Raw genomic sequence first — 18,916 nt, 5'->3', positions numbered from 1 at the left:
CATGGATGATCCAAGCTCCAGACGGCCGCCGGTCTTCAGCATCGCGCACTCGGCGCGCAGCTTCGGCGAATGCATGTGCGCCGAAGCCGTGGTGGCGCTGCCACCGCCGCATCGCCACCGACTACCTGCTGCAGGAAGGCCGCGAGGTGCGCCACATTCTGGGCAAGGCGCCCGCCGAACCCGCCAGCATGACAGCCGGTGCACAACCCCCCACGCTGTTCGGGCACCCTGGCCGCACCGTGCTGATCTACCCGCTGCTTGACACATAGCAAACGCTGCGCACGCCGATACTGCAAGACCGTCAGGGTCACGCGCAAGCCCCTCAGTGCAAACCCTTAAAATAGCAACCTTCCGTTTCCGAACAACGAGCCAGCCATGACCCACGTCGTCTCCGAGAACTGCATCAAGTGCAAATACACCGATTGCGTGGACGTGTGTCCCGTGGACTGCTTTGTTGAAGGGCCGAACATGCTCGTCATCAACCCTGACGAGTGCATCGACTGCGCGGTCTGCGTACCCGAATGCCCGGCCAACGCCATCTTTGCCGAAGAAGACCTGCCGCCCCCAGAGCTCGCTTTCATCAAGATCAACGCCGAGCTGACCAACGCCCCCGGCTGGAAGCCCATCACCAAGCGCAAAGCAGCCCTGCCGGAAGCCGACGAATGGAACGGCAAGCCCGGCAAGCGCAGCGACATCGTCCGCTGAGCGCCCCTGCGGCCCCCACCACCGCAGCGCCCCTGTTTTGACGCCAGCACCCGCGCCCGCACTGCTGCGCACCGACGCGGTGGTCATCGGCGCCGGCCCCGTCGGCCTGTTCCAGGTCTTCCAGCTCGGACTGCAGGGCCTGGCCTGCCACGTGATCGACGCCCTGCCGCGCGCCGGTGGCCAGTGCGCCGAGCTGTACGGCGACAAACCCATCTACGACATCCCCGGCATCGCGGTCTGCACCGGCCAGGAGCTGACCGAGCGCCTGCTCGCGCAGATCCGCCCCTTCGCCCCGCACTGGCACCTGGGCCAGCAGGCCACCGCGCTTGAGCCCCAGGCGGGCGGCGGCTTCCTGGTGCACACCAGCCAGGGCACGCGCCTGCACGCCCGGGCCGTGTTCATCGCCGCCGGCGTCGGCGCCTTCCTGCCGCGCGCGCTCAAGCTTGAAGGCCTGGCCACCTACGAGGGCACGCAACTGCGCTACCAGCTCGACGCAGGCGAGGCCCTCGCCGGCCAGCACCTGCTGGTGCACGGCGGCGGCGAGGCCGCCGTAGCCAGCGCCATCGCCTGCGCCACCGCGCCCGAGCCCCTGCGCCCGGCCCGCACCACACTGCAGCACCGCCGCGACGTGTTCGACGCGCCGCCCGACATGCTGGCACAGCTGCACGCCCTGCGCGCCGCCGGCCGCATCGAGGTCGCCATCGGCATGGCCGGCGGCATCGTCGAAACACAGGGGCGCCTGGCTGCGCTGGAGCTGACCACGCCCGAGGGCAGCACGCTGCGCCAGCCGCTCGACCTGCTGCTGGTGCGCCTGGGCCTGGTGCCGCGCCTGGGGCCGATTGCCGACTGGGGCCTGCTGCTGGAGCGCAAACAGCTCGTGGTGGACACCGCCACCTTCGCCACCAGCGTCCCCGGCATCCACGCCGTGGGCGACGCCATCACCTACCCCGGCAAGCGCAAGCTCATCCTGAGCGGCTTCCACGAAGCCACCCTGGCGGCCTTTGGCGCCGCCGAGTGGCTGGCCGGGCGCAAGCTGCCGCTGGAGTACACGACGAGCAGCGAGAGGCTGCAGGGGTTGTTGGGGGTGGGGAAGTCGGGGAGCTGACGGCGGATTGTGGTCGGTGGATGGTTTCAAGTTTCGAGGTTGATGGCTGATTTCGACCCAAAAGCGACATTGCACATCGCACCTCAAGCGGTCATTGATTCACAAGCCGGCGGGCTCACAGCGTGAAACATGCCCGTTGAGAGCCCGAGCACCGTTCGTTGCAAGCTATAGTTTGTCCGAGGCAAGCGTGCCGGGTTTCACGGAATTTTTATACCTGGACGCTTACACAGCAAGGCCGCTGCAAACGTAGACTGCGAGCCACTTTCAGGAAGAAGCCGTGTCCAGAATATCCCGCATCGGCCAGTTTATCCCGCAGGTTTTGCGGTCTAAATGACGTTAGATTTCAGAAAAGGTAGTACTCGAATGAAAGTGTTTTTGAGTTGGTCTGGACTAAGAAGCAAGGAAGTAGCAAATTTGCTAAGCGATTGGCTCTGCTGTGTCATTCAAGCCTCCCGGCCTTGGATTTCTACAAGAGACCTTGATCGTGGGTCGCTTTGGTTTGGGGAAATCAATGATCAGTTGAAAGATACAACCGTCGGGATCATCTGCCTAACGCAAGAAAACAAGGCGCGTCCCTGGATTCTTTTTGAGGCGGGGGCCCTCGCTAAGGGGCTTTCTACATCACGTGTTTGCACGTTGTTAGTTGATCTTGAATCGAAGGACATCGAAGATCCATTGGCTCAGTTTAATCACACATTTCCAACACGCGAAAGTGTGTTGGGCCTGGTCAAGACCTTGAACAGCACGCTAGGTGTCAACGGGCTGGATAACAGGATTCTTGAGCAAGTTTTCGATACTTATTGGCCACAGTTTGAACAGCGTTTCGCAGCGATTCTTGCAGGCACAGATGCTCAACCACCGTCGAAGCCGCGTCCCAAGGAAGACGTACTTGGGGAAATTCTGGAGAACACCAGAATGTTGAACTCAAAAATCCGCAAGTTAGAACACGAGACAGAACGGTATCGCATGCGTGAAGTTGATATGCCAATGAGCTTGGTTCATGATCAAGCCATTGAAATGGCAAAAGCAGGAATGCCTATTGAGATGTTGATCGAAAGATTTGGCAGCCGTCTACCAAAAGCCATGCTAAAGGACTTCGCAATCATGGCTGAGCGGGGCAAACTGGGTGAATGAAATCTAACTATTTATTCAACGGGACGTCTAGCGGCGCCCGTTAATTCAAACGTTAGACAGTGCAATGACGCTATCGCCTTCAGAGAAGCAAACACTGATTGGCCCACTGGTGGTCGGATGTCTTCTGGGCGCTTTCTGCGCTTACGCCGTGTTCGCGTTCGCGAGTGAATATAGGCTCCAAAACGGAGATTCCATTGACACGTGGCAAACCGCGGCCGAAGCAGTTTTTGCTTTTTTCGTTGCTGTTGTTTCTACTGCGGGCTTACTTGGCGTCCTACCAATTGCGGTCCACAGATGGCGGGCGAAAGGCGGTGGCAATGTCTAACAGGTTCGTCGATTGGACCCACAACGGCGGCCGACGTGGTCGCTATTCTTCAATGCTGAGTGCGCCGTTGCGGTCCACTCACGGCCAACGTTCTATGTTGAAGGACAGCTTATCCTTGCCCCCAACAGCGGCTCCTGGCCGATAGCCGCCCCTCCCCAGCGCCCTCCCCCCATCCCCACTAGAATCCACCCCGCACCGCCGCAAGGCGCTGCATTCGCTAGGGGTGCCCCACGCCAAAGCCGGCGCGTGGGCTGAGAGAGTCCCTTTGAACCTGATTGAGATCATCCTCGCGCAGGGAAGCCCGTCTGCCACTCCATGCCCTTAGCCGGCGTGGCCGGCATCTTCCTTGCGCTGCTTTGCCCAAGGAGTTCCGCATGAGCAGCCGCACCGCATCCGCCAACGAGGCGCTGACCCCCATCTCCAGCGAGCAGCGGGTTTTTCGCCTGCGCGACCACGCCTCGCTGTGGTTCAGCCTGGGTGTGGGGCTGCTGGTGATGCAGGTGGGCGCCTACCTGATGCCGGCGCTGGGCACCAAGGAAGCCCTGCTCGCCATCGTCGGCGGTTCGCTGATTGGCGCCGGCATGCTCGGCTGGGTGGCCAAGATCGGCTGCGAGAGCGGCCTGGCGAGCGCCGGGCTGATGCACGCGGTCTACGGGCGCAGCTTTGCGCGCCTGCCCATCATCCTCAACATCGTGCAACTGCTGGGCTGGGGCACGTTCGAGCTGGTGATCATGCGCGACGCCACCGTGGCGATTGGCCGCCAGTCGGGCAGCCTGCTCGCGGGCTACTGGCCGGTGCTGGCCACCTTGCTGTGGGGCGGCGCGATCACGCTGCTGATCAGCGGCTCCATGGTGCAGTTGGTGCGCCAAATCATTTCCCGGGTGGCACTTCCGCTGGTGGTGCTCTCCTTGCTCTGGCTCACCTGGAAGTTTCTGGGCATGGCGCAGGCGCAAGGGCTCGAAGCCCTCTGGCAGCGGCGCGGCGAAGGCGGCATGGGCGTACTGCCCGCGCTGGATCTGGTGATCGCCATGCCGATTTCGTGGTTGCCTCTGGTGGCCGACTACGCCCGCCATGGCAAGAGCGGCAGCGCGGCGCTGCGCGGCACCTGGGCCGGCTATGCGCTGGCCAATATCTGGTGCTACGCGCTGGGCATGCTGGTGGCGCTGGTGCTGCCCAGTGAGGACCTGGTGACCGCGTTGCTGCTGGCGCAGGGCGGGCTGATTGCGCTCTCGCTGATCCTCATCGACGAGGTGGACAACGCCTATGGCGACGCGTATTCGGGCGCTGTCTCCACCCACAGCCTGCTGCCGCGCTGGAGCGTGCGCCAGTGGGGCCTGCTGATTGCCGTCTTGAGCACGGGCCTGGCGCTGGTGCTGCCCATGCACAGCCTGGAGCCGTTTTTGCTGTTGCTCAGCTCGGTCTTCGTGCCGCTGTTTGGGGTGATTCTGGGCTGCCTGGCAGGCCGCCGTGACGTGGCGGCTCAGGTGGCAAGCGCGCGCGCCGCGCATGCGACGCCGATTGCCATCTGGCTCGCGGGCATTGCGTGCTACCACCTGCTGGCGCAGTTTGCGCCGGCGCTGGGCTCGGCGCTGCCGACGCTGGCGCTGAGCTTTGTGCTGGCTTGGGTGGCGCGCCCGCGCAGTGCTTGATCGCTTCGTTTTTGATAGCTGTAAACGATTTACAGATAAGCGCTAGAGCCCAAAAAACCCTCAAATCCTGCTACCGCACCCGCTGCGCCACCGGCGCATAGCCATGGTTCAGCGGCCCGGCGCCCTGCCCGGTGCGCACCTCGGCGCCGGCAGCAATCGCGCCCAGGATGTAGGCACGCGCTTCTTTCACTGCCTGCGCCAGGGGCAGGCCCAGCGCCAGGTGCGCCGCGATGGCCGAGGACAAGGTGCAGCCCGTGCCGTGGCCGTTGCGCGTGACGATGCGCGGTGCCTCCAGCCGGGTGAGGCGACCGCCGGTTTCGATCAACACGTCAATCACCGCGTCGCCCGCCAAGTGCCCACCCTTGAGCAGAACAGCCGGCGCGCCCAGCGCGAGCAGCTCGCGCGCGGCGGCATCGAGCGCGGCGGGGCCGCCAATGGCGTGGCCCAGCAGCAGCGCCGCTTCGTCCAGGTTGGGGGTAATGACTTCGGCCAACGGGAACAGCTCGCGCACCAGCCCACCCACCGTGTCGTCGGCCATCAGGCGGTCGCCGCTGGTGGCGACCATCACCGGGTCGAGCACCACATGCGGCAGGCGGTGGCGGCGCACGGCGTCGGCGACCACGGCGACGATTTCCGGCGAATGCAGCATGCCGATCTTCACGGCGTCGACGCCGATGTCTTCCACCACGGCGTCGATCTGTGCGCGCAGCATCTCGGGCGGCACACCATGGATGGCACGCACGCCCTGGGTGTTCTGCGCGGTGATGGCGGTGATAGCCGTCATGCCGTAGCAGCCGAGCGCGGCGAAGGTCTTGAGGTCGGCCTGAATGCCCGCGCCACCGCCGCTGTCGGAGCCGGCGATGGAGAGCACGCGCACATAGCGGGGGGCATTGCCTGCTGGGGTGGCTGTGGCGGTCTGGGTCAAAACATCCTCCTGAAAAAACCCGCATGCGCCGGGCCGGGCCATTGTGGCGCATGCGCCATGTCAAGCTTGCGGGTTTGGCGCTGTGCTTTAATTTGCGCAGGACGAAACAGGGGTGTCCCGCCAAGATCGGCGTGGACTGAGAAACACCCTGGGGCAAAGCCACATGCTGCACCGCGTGCGCGCCGCCCCGTTACCCGATCCAGGTCATGCTGGCGTGGGGAGTTTCCAGCGCAAAGCACCATCCCGGTGTGCCCGTTTTGTCCGTGAACCCTGGACGGAACACGATGACTTCACAACCAACCTCTTTTGCCATCCTGGGCGCCGGGCTCATGGGCCGGCTGCTTGCTGTCTCGCTGGCGCGCGCCGGCCACCAGGTCGCCATTTACGACCTGGGCGGGCCCGAGGGCGAGCATTCGGCCGCCCGCGTCGCCGGCGGCATGCTGGCGCCGCTGGCCGAATCGGCCGTCACCGAGCACGGCGTGGTGCGCATGGGGCGCTATGCGCTCACGCGCTGGCGGGAAATCCTGGGCACGCTGGCGAGCCCGGTGTTCTTCCAGCAGGAAGGCACGCTGATCGTCTGGCACCGCCAGGACGCCACCGACGCCGCACGCCTGCGCCAGCAGCTTGCCGCCACACGTGAGCAGGTGCCAGAACTCCCCGCCATGGAGCCGCTCGACGCCACGCGGCTGGCCGAAGTCGAACCGGCATTGGCGACGCGCTTTGCCAGCGGCATGCTGCTGCCCGGAGAAGGCCAGCTCGACAACCGCCAACTGCTGGCCGCACTGGCGCTGGAAATGCAGACGCTGGGCGTGCAAACCCACTGGAACCAGGCCGCCGACCCGGCAGATTTCACGCCGGGCACCAGCGGCCAGCCCGGCTGGGTGATCGACTGCCGGGGCCTGGGCGCACGCAGCGCGTGGCGGGCGCTGCGCGGCGTGCGCGGCGAGGTGGCGCGCGTACACGCGCCCGAGGTCACGCTGGCGCGCCCGACGCGCCTGGTGCACCCGCGCTACCCCATCTACATCGCGCCCAAGGAAAACCATGTGTTCGTCATCGGCGCCACCGAGATCGAAACCGACGATCTCTCGCCCGCCAGCGTGCGCTCGGCGCTCGAACTGCTCAGCGCCGCCTACGCCGTGCACCCCGGCTTTGCCGAGGCGCGCATTCTTGAGATTGCAACGCAGTGCCGCCCCACGCTGCCCGACAACCTGCCCGCCGTGCGCCTGCGCAGGCCACGCGTGCTGGAGGTCAACGGCCTGTACCGCCACGGCTACATGATTGCCCCCGCCATGCTCGACGTGGTGCTGGAGCTGCTGGCCACGGGCGATTCGCCGCTGGCACGCAGTTTTGACCTGGCGGTGGACACCGCAGAGCCAACCGAGGCACTTGCCGCATGAACCTCACCGTCAACGGTCTGCCCCGCACGCTGCACGACGGCGCCAGCGTCGCCGAGCTGCTGGCCGAAATGGACCCCAAGCCGCCGTTTGCCGTGGCCGTCAACACCGTGTTCGTGCCAGCTGCACGCCATGCCCAGCAGGTGCTGCAGGCCGGCGACCGCGTTGAAGTCATCTCCCCTGTCACCGGCGGCTGAGCCGCCTTGAACCCCCTTTTTGCCATGACCGCTACCGCATCCCCCGACACCCTCACCCTTTACGGCGAAACCTTCCAGAGCCGCTTGCTGCTGGGAACCGCGCGCTACCCCTCGCCCAGCACGCTCAAAGCCGCCGTGCAGCAAGCCAAGCCCGGCATGGTGACCGCCTCGCTGCGGCGCCAGACCAGCGGCAGCGCCGACGGCGGGCAGAGCTTCTTCGAGCTGCTGCGCGAACTCGGCGTGCCCGTGCTGCCCAACACCGCTGGCTGCCACAGCGCGCAAGAAGCCATCACCACGGCCCAGATGGCACGCGAGGTGTTCAACACACCGTGGATCAAGCTCGAAGTCATTGGCGACGACTACACGCTGCAACCCGACACGCTGAACCTCGTCGCCGCCGCGGAAACCCTGGTGAAGGGCGGTTTCAAGGTGCTGCCCTACTGCACCGAAGACCTGATCCTGTGCCAGCGCCTGGTCGACGTGGGCTGCCAGGCGGTCATGCCCTGGGCGGCGCCGATTGGCACCGGCCGCGGCCCCGTCAACCCCTACGGCTTGCAGGTGCTGCGCGAGCGCCTGGCCGTGCCCATGCTGGTCGATGCGGGCCTGGGCCTGCCATCACACGCCTGCCAGGTCATGGAGTGGGGTTTTGACGGTGTGCTGCTCAACACCGCCGTGGCGCTGGCGCAAGACCCGGTTGCCATGGCCGTGGCCTTTGCCGACGCGGTGCGCGCCGGCCACAGCGCGCGCCGCGCCGGCGCCATGCAGCCCCAGGCCAGCGCCCAGCCGAGCACCCCGGTGCTGGGCACGCCGTTCTGGCACCATGCACCCGCATGACCGACACCACCACCTTGGCGCACCAAATAGAGCGCGCCCACGCTGCCAAATTCAGCGCTTTCGCGCCGCTGCCTGCCCCCGCGCCTGAGAGCGACGCGCCGGTGTACCGCGCCGCGCTGGCCGCCTGCAGCGCGCTCGGCTTCATCGCCCAGGATGCGCAGGTGCTGGCCCATGCCTGGCAGGCGCGCTGGGAGCGCACCGGCAGCAGCGCGCCCGAACTCTGGCCCAGCGCGGCGCAGGATTTTGGCCTGCAGCCGCGCCCGCATGCCGCCCCCTTTGCCGCCTGCCCACAGCAGCTCGGCCTGTACGCCGTGCTGCCCGACGCCGCCTGGGTGGGCCGCATGGCGCGCGCTGGCGTGCCCACGGTGCAACTGCGCTTCAAATCGGACGATGCCGCCGCCATTGCCCGAGAAGTGCGCGCCGCCGTTGAGGCGGTAGCCGGCACATCGGCCCTGCTGTTCATCAACGACCACTGGCGCGAGGCCATCGCCGCCGGGGCCTACGGCGCCCACCTGGGCCAGGAAGACCTGGATGCGCTCAGCGCTGTCGAAGTGGACGAGCTGCGCGCGAGCGGCCTGCGCCTGGGCGTCAGCACCCACGGCTACGCCGAGATGCTGCGCGCCGACGCGGTGCAGCCGAGCTACATCGCCCTGGGTGCCGTATTCCCCACCACGCTCAAGCGCATGGCCACTGCCCCCCAGGGCGTGGCGCGCCTGGCCGCCTACGCCGCGCTGCTGCGCGACTACCCCACCGTGGCGATTGGCGGCATTGGCGCTGACCAATTTGCCGAAATTCTGGACACCGGCGTGGGCTCGATTGCCGTCGTGCGCGCGCTGGTGGCGGCGCAAGACCCAGAGGCGGAGGCTGCGCGACTGCTGCGCGCCATGGGCAGCGTAGCGCCAAATTTATAGAAAAATTGGCCTCTAGCGCTTACTGGATAAGCGCTACATGCTTTCATTTTGATAGTGCCGGGTCAATCACCCGCCGTGATCAGAAATTCGGCACTCGTTTGGCGAGAAAAGCACCAATGCCCTCCCGGTGCTCGGCGCTGTCGGCGTACTGGAAGGCGCCATCCACTACGCTTTCCATAGCTGCTTGCGCATACCCTGCAAGCGTGGAAGGCGATTTCAAGGCCCGAAGCGTTTGCTTGTTCAGGCGTGCTGCCTGCGGCGCGAGCGCGGCGATGCGGCCGGCGCTGGCGCGTGCCTCGGCCGCCACAGCTTCCTTGGCGACGACGCGCGAGAGAAAACCGCAAGCCTGCATCTCGGCCGCAGAGAACGTGGCGGCCTCCAGCAGCATCTGCCGCGCAACCGCCTCGCCCAGCGCACCCGCCACCAGTTGCGCCTCGCGCGGCGCCATGGGGAATCCCAACCGCGCAATCGGCGCGCCAAAGCGGGCCGAGGCGCCGGCAATGCGGATGTCGCAGCAGCTGGCAATCTCCACGCCCGCGCCCATGCAGGCGCCCGAGATGCCAGCGACCAATGGCACGTCGCAGGCGAGCATGGCGGCGAGTGCGCCCCAGACTTCCGTTTCGTGAAAGTCGCGCAGCGCTGCCTCGTCAAAACGAAACGCGGGGTATTCGGAAATATCGCCGCCGGCGCAAAACGCTGTGCCCGCGCCTTCCACCAGCACGCAGCGGGCGCTGGCGTCGGCATTGATCTGCTCGAAGACTGATTTCAACTCGCGCCACATGGCGCGCGACATGGCGTTGAGGCGGTCGGGGTTGTGCAGAAGTACGCGCCAGCCGCCAGAAATTGCGCCCAATGGTTCGACGCGAATGTGCCCCTGTTCCATGTGTGTCCTTGCTCTGTCAGCCGCCAGTGGCCCGTTTTCGACCTGGCGAGAAGCAGCAATTTTGCCTTGCGCCAACGGCGCTGCCGTGCGTGTCGATGTGCTTCCCATCGTTGCGCGCGTGGACCACGAGGCCGCACGACTGCTTCTGGTGCAGTGTTTTGTGCTGGATGGCACAAATAAGAAGGATGGATTTTGGGTTCTGGAAAGGCGCAAACCGCAGCGATAGCCGCAGCTATCGCGAAGATTTGCAACGCCGACAGGGCGCCAGAAATTGCCTGCGTTGGCCCGCCGATAGCGCGGTGCTATCTGACCAAAGATGACCAAACGCCCATCAGCTTGCGTCCCGTGGCGGTAGCCCGAGATTTCCGCGCACATTGCTGTTGATGATGCGCAGCTCGGCCAGGCTGCTTTCAATGTGGGCGCGCTTTTGCTCCAACTCGGCAATCGCGCTATCGGTGCGTTCCAGCACATAGCGCAGTTGCTGCTGGCGCCCCTCCCCCGCCTGGCCGTACATGTCCAGGTACTGCTTGATTTCCGCCAGCGATGAGCCAATGGCCTTGGCCCGCAAGATCAGCACCAGGCGCGCGCGGTCGCGCCGGCTGTAGACGCGCGTGCCATTGACGCGGCGAGGGCACAGCAGGCCCTTGTCTTCGTAAAAACGCAGGGTGCGGGGCGTCACGCCAAAAGCCTTGCACAGCTCGGTGACACCGAAAAGTTCGGAATGCTTGTCGTCGGAGAAATGGTCGGCCAGCACCTGGCGCGCGGCTTCCGTGGCCGCAGCCTGGCGGTCGCCCGCGCCCTGGGTGTGGCCGTCGGACATGGTCAGATCACCCGCTGCAGCTTCATGGCAATGCCCATGTCGCCACTGACCTTGAACTTGCCGCCCATGAAGCCGGTGACCGGGTCGAGCTTGCCGCTGAGCAGGTTGTTGAGGTTGTCCAGGGTGATCGCCACCGTGCAGTCGGCATCGCGGTCGTGGTTGTCCACCGTGTTGGGCGTGGAGACGCCGTCAACGACGATGCGGCCATCGCTGCCGCAATCGAACTTGAGGACAGCGCCAAGGCCGCTGTTGTCGCCGACTTTGGCGCGGATCGCGTCGGTGCATTCCTGGATGTTCATGGGAATCCTTGCAAGAGTGGGTGGGAAAAGCCAGGTGCGCATCATAAGCCCACACCCTATCTAAAACGAAAGGGTAAATACGCATAAGAAAGCATGTTGACGTTAACGTCACCATCCCATCTAATGGCGCATCTCCGCTGCAGCACCCGACATGCCCCAAGCCACCCCTTCCATTGCCGGTTCCATGCACCACCCCGCCCCGGCGCAGTACCAAAGTGTGTTTCGCGAACGGCTGTTTGCCGGCCGGACCGTCTGGGTGACCGGCGGCGGCAGCGGCATTGGCCGCTGCACCGCGCACGAGCTGGCATCGCTGGGCGCGCACGTCGTGATCAGCGGGCGCACCGCCGAGAAGCTGGAGCGGGTGGCCAACGAAATCCGCGAGGACGGCGGCCAATGCGACACCCTGGCCTTTGACATCCGCGATGAAGATGCCGTGAAGGCCGCCGTCGCCGACGTGGTGGCGCGTTTCGGCGCCATCGCCGGCCTGGTCAACAACGCAGGCGGGCAGTTCCCTGCGCCGCTGCAAGCCATCAGCAAGCGCGGCTTTGAGGCCGTGGTCAACAACAACCTCACCGGCGGGTTTTTGATGATGCGCGAGGTGTTCGTGCAAAGCATGCAGGCGCATGGCGGCGCGATCGTCAACATGACGGCGGATTTTCGCAACGGCATGCCCGGCATGGCCCACTCGGGCGCCGCCCGCGCGGGCATGAGCAACCTGACCATGAGCGCCGCCTTTGAATGGGCGCAGGCCGGCGTGCGCGTCAACGCGGTGGCGCCCGGCTGGGTCGCCTCTTCGGGCATGGACAGCTACGGCGGCGCCATGCGCACGCTGATTCCGAAACTGCGCCAGCACGTGCCCATGCGGCGCCTGGCGACTGAGGCAGAGATCAGCGCGGCCATCGTCTTTTTGCTGAGCCCCGGTGCGTCCTTTATGACCGGCGTCACACTGCAGATTGACGGCGCCGCCTCGCTGGGCAGCGCCGTCTTCCCCACCTTGGAGCACAACCGCTGTCCGCCTTTTGAGGGCTTTCACCGTGCGCAGACGCCGGAGGTGCTCAAGCCATGACCGCTCTGCGCACCCTGATTGATGCCGGCAGCGAGGCCTTTCGCCGCAACGCCGAGCGCATGGCCGAGCGCCTGGCGCAAGTGCAAGGCCTGCAAGGCAAGGTGGTGGCCGAGTCGGCTTCCAAGCAGGAGAAGTTTGAGAAAAAAGGCCAGTTGCTGCCGCGCGAGCGCATTGCGCGCCTGCTCGACCGGGGCAGCAGCTTTCTTGAACTGAGCCCCCTCGCAGGTTTGGGCATGCACGACGACGACGGCAAGAAGGCCGTGCTGGGCGGTGGCTCCATCGTGGGCATAGGCCAGGTGGCCGGCAAGCGCGTGATGATTTCCGCGAGCGACAGCGCCGTCAAAGGCGGGACCGTACCGCCCATGGGGCTCAAAAAAGCCCTGCGTGCGCAGGCCATCGCCCTGCAAAACAAGCTGCCGCTGATTGCGCTGGTCGAATCGGGCGGCGCCAACCTGATGTACCAGGCCGATATTTTTGTCGATGGCGGGCGCAGCTTTGCCAACCAGGCACGCCTCTCGGCCGCTGGCATCCCGCAGATTGCGGTGGTGCATGGCTCGTCCACGGCGGGTGGTGCCTATCTGCCGGGTCTGTCGGACTATGTGGTGCTGGTGAAAGGGCGCTCCAGCATCTACCTGGCCGGCCCGCCGTTGGTCAAGGCCGCCATTGGCGAAGACACCACCGACGAGGCGCTGGGCGGCAGCGAGCTGCATGCCAGCGTGACGGGCCTGGGCGAGTACCTGGCCGAGAACGACGCCCACGCGATTGCGCTCACGCGCGACTTGCTGGACCACCTGCCCTGGGATCTGGCGAGCACGCCGGAGGCCACCGTGCGCGCGCCGTTGTTCCCCGCCGAGGAACTTCTGGGCATCGTCCCGGCGGACGAGCGCGAGCCCTACGACGCGCGCGAAATCGTGGCGCGCATTGTGGATGGCTCGCACTTTCTTGAATTCAAAGCCGCTTTCGACAGCGACACGGTCTGCGGCCACGCGCGCATAGCCGGCCACCACGTCGGCCTCATCGCCAACAACGGCCCCATCCAGCCCACGGGCTCGGTCAAGGCGGCGCAGTTCATCCAGTTGTGCGACCAGAGCGGCACGCCACTGGTGTTTTTGCAGAACACCACGGGCTACATGGTGGGCACGGCGGCCGAGCGCGCTGGCGCCATCAAGCACGGCAGCAAGATGATCCAGGCCGTGGCCAATGCCCGGGTGCCCAAGTTCACCATCGTGGTGGGCGGCTCGTTTGGCGCCGGCAACTACGGCATGTGCGGGCGCGGGTTCGACCCGGACTTCATTTTCAGTTGGCCCAGCGCACGCACCGCCGTGATGGGCGGCGCGCAGGCCGCCATGGTCATGGAGATGATCAGCCGCGGCAAGCTCGAGCGCGCCGGCGTGCCGCTGGGCGAGCAGGCCGAGGCCGGCATCAAGGCCATGAGCGATCAACTCAAGCGCCGCCTGGATGCCGAGTCCGACGTGCTGTTCGGCACCGCCCGCCTGTGGGACGACGGAATCATCGACCCGCGCGACACCCGCGGCGTGCTCGCCCAGTGCCTGGCCATAGCGCGCGAGTCGCGCCAGCGCGTGCTGCACCCCAACACCTTTGGCGTGGCGCGCTTGTAAGCCTCCTGCCGCAACACTACTTTTCCGGAGAGAACCCCATGCAATTCACCCCCGAGCACGCGCAAATTTCCGACACCGTGCGCAAATTTGTCGCCAACGAAATCAACCCGCACACGGCCGAATGGGAAAAGGCTGGCCAGTTCCCAGCCCATGAAATCTTCAAAAAACTTGGCGACCTGGGCCTGCTGGGCATCAAGTACCCCAGCGAATACGGCGGCATGGGGCTCGACTTCAGCTACTCGATGGCCATGGCCGAGGCGCTGGGCGACTGCAACGTGGGCGGCGTGCCCATGGCCATTGGCGTGCAAACGGATATGTGCACCCCGGCGCTGGCGCGCTTCGGCTCGGACGAACTGCGCAAGGAATTTCTCGCCCCCGCCATTGCTGGCGACATGGTGGGCTGCATTGGCGTGAGCGAGGTGACGGGCGGCTCCGACGTGGCAGCCGTCAAAACCACAGCGAAGAAGGATGGCGGCGACTACGTCATCAACGGCTCCAAGATGTGGATCACCAACGGCATGCAGGCCGACTGGTGCTGCCTGCTGGCCAACACCTCTGACGGGCCGGTGCACAAGAACAAGTCGCTCATCATGCTGCCACTGAACAGCCCCGGCGTGACGCGCCAGAAGATCGAGAAGATCGGCATGCATTCGAGCGACACGGCGCAACTCTTCTTCGACAACGTGCGCGTGCCGCAGCGCAACCTCATCGGCCAGGAAGGCGCGGGCTTCATGTTCCAGATGCTGCAGTTCCAGGAAGAGCGTTTGTACGGCGCCGCCGGGTGCCTGCGCTCGCTCGACAACCTCATCGACAAGACCATCGACTACACCCGCCAGCGCAGCACCTTTGGCCAGCCCATCCTGGACAACCAGGTGGTGCACTTCCGCCTGGCCGAGCTGCGCACCGAAGTCGAAGCCCTGCGCGCGCTGACCTACCGCGCCGTGGAATCGTATGTATCGGGCAAGGATGTCACCAAGCTCGCCTCCATGGCCAAGCTCAAGGCCGGGCGCCTCTCGCGCGAAGTGGCCGACAGTTGCCTGCAGTACTGGGGCGGCATGGGTTTCACCGCCGAGAACCCCATTTCGCAGGCCTACCGCGACAGCCGCCTGATCTCGATTGGCGGTGGCGCCGATGAAATCATGCTGGGCATCATCTGCAAGCTCGAGGGCACGCTGCCGGGCAGGCAGCGGTAGTGCCGCATGCACACCCCGCGCGTTCAAGCGTCCAGGGAGGGCGTGCCGGCGGCAGATTTGTCTATGAGGCCGCCGGAACGCCCTGCCTGGGCGCCACCCCCAAACACCTCTCCACCTTCGTAGATCGCTATGCAATTTATAGCTATAAACGCCGTGAATAAAGCGCAAACGCTTGAAATCACCTTGAATCGGCCCGAGGTCCGCAACGCCATGTCGCTCAGCATGGTGCGCGAACTGCGCCAGGCGCTGGCGCATGCGGAATCCACGGCCGGCAGCGCGCACGCCACGCGCGTGGTGGTGCTGCGCGGCGCCGGCGGGCATTTCTGCGCCGGGGGCGACTTGAAGGACATGGCGGCCGCGCACCAGCGCGCCGCGCAGGCCGAGGGCGGTGCCGACCCCATCGCCGAAGTCAACGCCGAATTCGGCCACCTGTGCGCCGCCTTCGCCGCCACGCCGCTGGCCGTGGTGGCGGTGCTGGAGGGCACGGTGATGGGCGGCGGCTTGGGCCTGGCCTGCGTGGCCGACGTGACCATCGCCACCGAGACGGCGCGCTTTCGCCTGCCAGAGACCTCGCTGGGCGTGGTGCCGGCGCAGATCGCACCCTTCCTCGTCGAGCGCCTGGGCTACTCGCAGGCCAAACGCCTGGCCGTGACCGGCGGGCGGCTCGATGCGGCACAAGCCCTGGCCATCGGCCTGGTGCACCAGCAGGTGCCAACCACTGACGTGGACAGCGCTGTGCAGGCCGTACTCGCCGACATCCTGGCCTGCGCACCCGAGGCGCTTGCCGCCACCAAGACGCTGATGGCCAAGGCGCGCTGGAACACCCCCGCTGCGCTGATTGATGAGGCCGCCGCCGTCTTCTCACGCGCCGTGCAAGGCCCCGAAGGCCAGGAAGGCACCAGCGCATTTCTGCAGAAACGCAAACCGACTTGGGTTCCGGCATGACTTTTTCGAAAATCCTGATTGCCAACCGGGGGGAGATCGCTTGCAGGGTTATCAGGACCGCTCGCGCACTCGGCTACCGCACCGTCGCCGTGTATTCCGACGCCGATGCCCAGGCGCCCCATGTGGCGCTGGCCGATGAATCCGTGCGCATCGGCCCAGCACCGGCGGCAGAGAGTTATCTGTTGACCGATGCCTTGTTGACCGCCGCGCGCCTCACCGGTGCCGACGCCGTGCACCCAGGCTACGGCTTCCTGTCCGAACGCGCCGATTTTGCGCAGGCGTGCACGGGCGCCGGTCTCGTTTTCATCGGCCCGCCCGCAGCGGCCATTACCGCCATGGGCGACAAGGCCGTCGCCAAGCGGCGCATGGTGGAGGCTGGCGTGCCCTGCGCGCCCGGCTACCTGGGCGAGGACCAGAGCGACGAATGCCTGCTGCGCGAGGCCACCCGCTTACAAACCCCCTTGTTGGTCAAGGCCGTGAACGGCGGCGGCGGGCGCGGCATGCGCCTGGTGCGCGACCTGGCCGAGGTGCCCGAAGCCCTGGCGGGCGCCCGGCGCGAAGCCACCAGCGCCTTTGGCGACGGCACGCTGATGCTGGAGCGCCTGATCGAAGGCGGGCGCCATATCGAGATCCAGGTGTTTGCCGACGCGCATGGCAACGCCGTGCACCTGGGCGAGCGCGACTGCACGGCGCAGCGCCGGCGCCAGAAAGTGATTGAAGAAGCGCCCTCCCCCATCGTCTCGCCGCAGATGCGCGCGCAGATGGGGCACGATGCCGTGGCTGCCGCCCTGGCGGTGGGCTACCAGGGCGCGGGCACGGTGGAGTTCATCGTGGACAGCGGGAACCGCCACTACTTCCTGGAAATGAACACCCGCCTGCAGGTGGAGCACCCGGTGACCGAATGCGTGACCGGCCTGGACCTGGTGGAGTGGCAACTGCGTGTGGCGGCGGGTGAACCCCTGCCGCTGCAGCAGCAGGATATCCAACTGAACGGCCACGCAATTGAAGTGCGTCTCTACGCGGAGGACCCTTACAACGGCTTTGCCCCGCAAACCGGCCCGGTGGCGTTCTGGCGCCCGGAACTGGCGCTGGCAGGCCGCGCGCGGGGGCAATGCGCCTATGGTGAGATACGCATCGACGCCGGCATTCGGGAAGGTGGCGAGATCAGCCCCTGGTACGACCCCATGGTGGCCAAGCTGATCGCACACGGCCGCGACCGCAACGACGCCATCCGGCGCCTGAGGGCCGCGTTGGAAGACAGCCCGCTGCTCGGTGTGCGCAACAATGCGCGCTTTCTGCGCGACCTGCTGGACCACCCCGACTTTCGTGCGGCGCGCATGCACACCACCACCATCGACCAGTGGGTGCAAGACGGTGAGCCGCTGCTGCAAGCGCCGCTGGCCGATGCCCATACCTGGGCCTTGGCCGCCGCAGCACTGGTCGCGCAAACCTCGGGCACCTTCCGGCCCAACAGCGTGGCCGCCTGGAGCACCACGCTCAGCCTGCAAGGCACCACCGAAACCCAGGCCGTGCGCATCCGCCCCCACGGCGCGCAGGTGGCGGTGGAACTGGCCAGCGGCGAAGCCTTCGACTTTGAACACATCGCCTGGCAAGACCACTACCTGCACTACCGCCAGGGCGGTGTGCAGCGGCGGGCCCTGTGCCTGCTGCAAGGCGGGCGGGTGACGCTGGCTTTGGGCGCAGCGGTGTTTGTCTTTGAAGAAAAATCACCCTTCCCGCAGACCGATCAGACCCTCGACCCGCGCCAATTGCGTTCCCCCGTGGCGGGCACCGTCTGCGCCATCTCCGTCGCCGTGGGCGACCCGGTCAAGGCCGGCCAGCCGCTCGTCTGCGTCGAAGCCATGAAGATGGAAATGTGGCTCAGCGCCCGCGCGGATGGCACCGTCACCGCTCTGCATACCGAGCTGCGAGGCAGCGTGGCTGCAGGCAGCGTGCTGGCAGAACTTGAACTCACCCACGACGAGACCACGCCATGAGCCACGACAAAGCCATCCTCACCTGCGCCCTCACCGGCGTACTGACCAACCCCAAACAGCACCCCGTGCCTGTCACGCCTGAGCAGATGGCCGCACAGGCCCGCCAGGCATTCGACGCGGGCGCTTCCATCATGCACGTGCACGTCCGCGCTCAGCAAGAGGGCATGGGCCACATGCCCAGTTGGGATCCAGATGTGGCGCAGGACGTGGTGGACGCGATCCGCCAGGCCTGCCCCGGCGTCGTCATCAACCTGACCACGGGCGTCATCGGCAAGGACATCAGCGGGCCGCTCGCCTGCATCCGCCGCGTGCGCCCCGAAATCGCTGCCTGCAACGCCGGCAGCCTGAACTACCTCAAGCTCAAGGAAGACGGCAGCTGGGCCTGGCCACCCATGGTGTTCGACAACCCGGTGGCCAAGGTGCAGCAGTTTCTCGACGTGATGCAGGAGACCGGCACGCACCCCGAGTTCGAGTGCTTTGACGTGGGCATCGTGCGCTCGGTCACCATGTACATCAAGAACGGCATGCTGGGGCCCGACATGGGGCGCCCCGAATACAACCTGGTGATGGGCGTGGCCTCGGGTATGCCCTGCGATGCGCGCCTGCTCGAACTGCTGCCCGAGTGGATGGCACCGGGCGCCGTGTGGCAAACCACACTGATTGGCCGCCAGGAGATCTGGCCCGTGCACCAGAAGACGGCCGACCTGGGCGGCATGCTGCGCACCGGGCTGGAAGACACCTTCTACCTGCCCGACGGTAGCCGTGCCAGCGGCAACGGCCCGCTCATCGAAGCCCTTGCGCGATGCGCGCGGAACGCCAGGCGCGGCATCGCATCGCCTGCCGAGGCGCGGCAGATGCTGGGGCTGAAAGCCTGACCCTGCAGACCCTGGCCAAGGCCCCACCAGAAGGACCTGG

General features: G+C 66.1%; 19 protein-coding genes and 1 riboswitch. Of the genes, 15 read left to right on the top strand and 4 right to left on the bottom strand.

Annotation, left to right across the window (positions count from 1 at the left end; genetic code table 11):
- Window positions 1-5: 5 nt before the first annotated feature.
- From D3F03_RS17250 to D3F03_RS00760, 5 genes are all read left to right on the top strand, one after another.
- The gene (locus D3F03_RS17250) at window positions 6-269 is read left to right on the top strand and encodes a hypothetical protein (RefSeq protein ID WP_199665389.1); all 264 of its coding nucleotides are present in this window, start codon (window positions 6-8) and stop codon (window positions 267-269) included.
- Between the two features lie 106 nt (window positions 270-375).
- Window positions 376-705, top strand: a complete 330-nt coding sequence (gene fdxA / locus D3F03_RS00775) for a ferredoxin FdxA (RefSeq protein WP_119107474.1) — start codon at window positions 376-378, stop codon at window positions 703-705.
- 37 nt (window positions 706-742) lie between these two features.
- On the top strand, window positions 743-1,810 hold the full coding sequence (locus D3F03_RS00770; protein WP_245960453.1) for an NAD(P)/FAD-dependent oxidoreductase: 1,068 nt from the start codon (window positions 743-745) through the stop codon (window positions 1,808-1,810).
- 363 nt (window positions 1,811-2,173) lie between these two features.
- Window positions 2,174-2,944, top strand: coding sequence for a toll/interleukin-1 receptor domain-containing protein (locus D3F03_RS00765; protein ID WP_119107473.1), 771 nt, complete (start codon window positions 2,174-2,176; stop codon window positions 2,942-2,944).
- A 534-nt stretch (window positions 2,945-3,478) separates the two neighbouring features.
- Window positions 3,479-3,584: riboswitch (TPP riboswitch) on the top strand.
- Window positions 3,585-3,643: 59 nt separating this feature from the next.
- Window positions 3,644-4,918: a purine-cytosine permease family protein gene (locus D3F03_RS00760; RefSeq protein ID WP_119107472.1), complete on the top strand. Its 1,275-nt coding sequence runs from the start codon at window positions 3,644-3,646 to the stop codon at window positions 4,916-4,918.
- A gap of 70 nt (window positions 4,919-4,988) precedes the next feature.
- Here D3F03_RS00760 and thiD read toward each other — a convergent pair whose 3' ends face one another.
- Entirely contained in the window at window positions 4,989-5,843 is an 855-nt protein-coding gene (thiD, locus tag D3F03_RS00755) for a bifunctional hydroxymethylpyrimidine kinase/phosphomethylpyrimidine kinase (protein ID WP_245960452.1), read from the bottom strand.
- Window positions 5,844-6,127: 284 nt separating this feature from the next.
- Here thiD and D3F03_RS00750 point away from each other — a divergent pair, with 284 nt between their 5' ends.
- Genes D3F03_RS00750 through D3F03_RS00735 form a run of 4 tightly spaced genes read left to right on the top strand, consistent with a single transcriptional unit; the run spans window position 6,128 to window position 9,179 of the window.
- The gene (locus tag D3F03_RS00750; protein WP_119107470.1) at window positions 6,128-7,240 is read left to right on the top strand and encodes an FAD-dependent oxidoreductase; all 1,113 of its coding nucleotides are present in this window, start codon (window positions 6,128-6,130) and stop codon (window positions 7,238-7,240) included.
- Window positions 7,237-7,434, top strand: coding sequence for a sulfur carrier protein ThiS (thiS, locus tag D3F03_RS00745; protein ID WP_119107469.1), 198 nt, complete (start codon window positions 7,237-7,239; stop codon window positions 7,432-7,434). Before D3F03_RS00750 ends, thiS begins: the two co-directional genes overlap by 4 nt.
- A 24-nt stretch (window positions 7,435-7,458) precedes the next feature.
- On the top strand, window positions 7,459-8,268 hold the full coding sequence (locus D3F03_RS00740) for a thiazole synthase (RefSeq protein WP_119107468.1): 810 nt from the start codon (window positions 7,459-7,461) through the stop codon (window positions 8,266-8,268).
- Window positions 8,265-9,179 carry a thiamine phosphate synthase gene (locus D3F03_RS00735; RefSeq protein ID WP_119107467.1) on the top strand — a complete coding sequence of 305 codons (915 nt, stop codon included), beginning with the start codon at window positions 8,265-8,267 and terminating at the stop codon, window positions 9,177-9,179. The genes D3F03_RS00740 and D3F03_RS00735 overlap by 4 nt, the downstream gene beginning before the upstream one ends.
- A 79-nt stretch (window positions 9,180-9,258) precedes the next feature.
- Here D3F03_RS00735 and D3F03_RS00730 read toward each other — a convergent pair whose 3' ends face one another.
- From D3F03_RS00730 to D3F03_RS00720, 3 genes are all read right to left on the bottom strand, one after another.
- The gene (locus tag D3F03_RS00730) at window positions 9,259-10,062 is read right to left on the bottom strand and encodes an enoyl-CoA hydratase/isomerase family protein (RefSeq protein WP_119107466.1); all 804 of its coding nucleotides are present in this window, start codon (window positions 10,060-10,062) and stop codon (window positions 9,259-9,261) included.
- 331 nt (window positions 10,063-10,393) lie between these two features.
- Window positions 10,394-10,882, bottom strand: a complete 489-nt coding sequence (locus D3F03_RS00725; RefSeq protein WP_119107465.1) for a MerR family transcriptional regulator — start codon at window positions 10,880-10,882, stop codon at window positions 10,394-10,396.
- A 2-nt stretch (window positions 10,883-10,884) separates the two neighbouring features.
- Window positions 10,885-11,181, bottom strand: a complete 297-nt coding sequence (locus D3F03_RS00720; protein WP_119107464.1) for an SCP2 sterol-binding domain-containing protein — start codon at window positions 11,179-11,181, stop codon at window positions 10,885-10,887.
- A 151-nt stretch (window positions 11,182-11,332) separates the two neighbouring features.
- Between D3F03_RS00720 and D3F03_RS00715 the strand changes: the two genes are divergently transcribed.
- From D3F03_RS00715 to D3F03_RS00690, 6 genes are all read left to right on the top strand, one after another.
- Window positions 11,333-12,247: an SDR family oxidoreductase gene (locus tag D3F03_RS00715; protein ID WP_245960451.1), complete on the top strand. Its 915-nt coding sequence runs from the start codon at window positions 11,333-11,335 to the stop codon at window positions 12,245-12,247.
- Window positions 12,244-13,866: an acyl-CoA carboxylase subunit beta gene (locus D3F03_RS00710; protein WP_119107462.1), complete on the top strand. Its 1,623-nt coding sequence runs from the start codon at window positions 12,244-12,246 to the stop codon at window positions 13,864-13,866. The genes D3F03_RS00715 and D3F03_RS00710 overlap by 4 nt, the downstream gene beginning before the upstream one ends.
- A 38-nt stretch (window positions 13,867-13,904) precedes the next feature.
- Window positions 13,905-15,059, top strand: coding sequence for an acyl-CoA dehydrogenase family protein (locus D3F03_RS00705; protein ID WP_119107461.1), 1,155 nt, complete (start codon window positions 13,905-13,907; stop codon window positions 15,057-15,059).
- A 153-nt stretch (window positions 15,060-15,212) separates the two neighbouring features.
- Window positions 15,213-16,004, top strand: coding sequence for an enoyl-CoA hydratase/isomerase family protein (locus D3F03_RS00700; protein WP_245960450.1), 792 nt, complete (start codon window positions 15,213-15,215; stop codon window positions 16,002-16,004).
- Window positions 16,001-18,001, top strand: coding sequence for an acetyl/propionyl/methylcrotonyl-CoA carboxylase subunit alpha (locus tag D3F03_RS00695; protein ID WP_119107459.1), 2,001 nt, complete (start codon window positions 16,001-16,003; stop codon window positions 17,999-18,001). Before D3F03_RS00700 ends, D3F03_RS00695 begins: the two co-directional genes overlap by 4 nt.
- Window positions 17,998-18,876 carry a beta-keto acid cleavage family enzyme gene (locus tag D3F03_RS00690; protein WP_119107458.1) on the top strand — a complete coding sequence of 293 codons (879 nt, stop codon included), beginning with the start codon at window positions 17,998-18,000 and terminating at the stop codon, window positions 18,874-18,876. The genes D3F03_RS00695 and D3F03_RS00690 overlap by 4 nt, the downstream gene beginning before the upstream one ends.
- Window positions 18,877-18,916 lie beyond the last annotated feature (40 nt).

Origin of the sequence: Simplicispira hankyongi, assembly GCF_003570885.1 — a bacterium.
GTDB lineage: Bacteria > Pseudomonadota > Gammaproteobacteria > Burkholderiales > Burkholderiaceae_C > Simplicispira > Simplicispira hankyongi.
The sequence above is the reverse complement of the archived record's forward strand: the minus strand, read 5'-3'. Positions and strand labels throughout refer to the sequence as shown.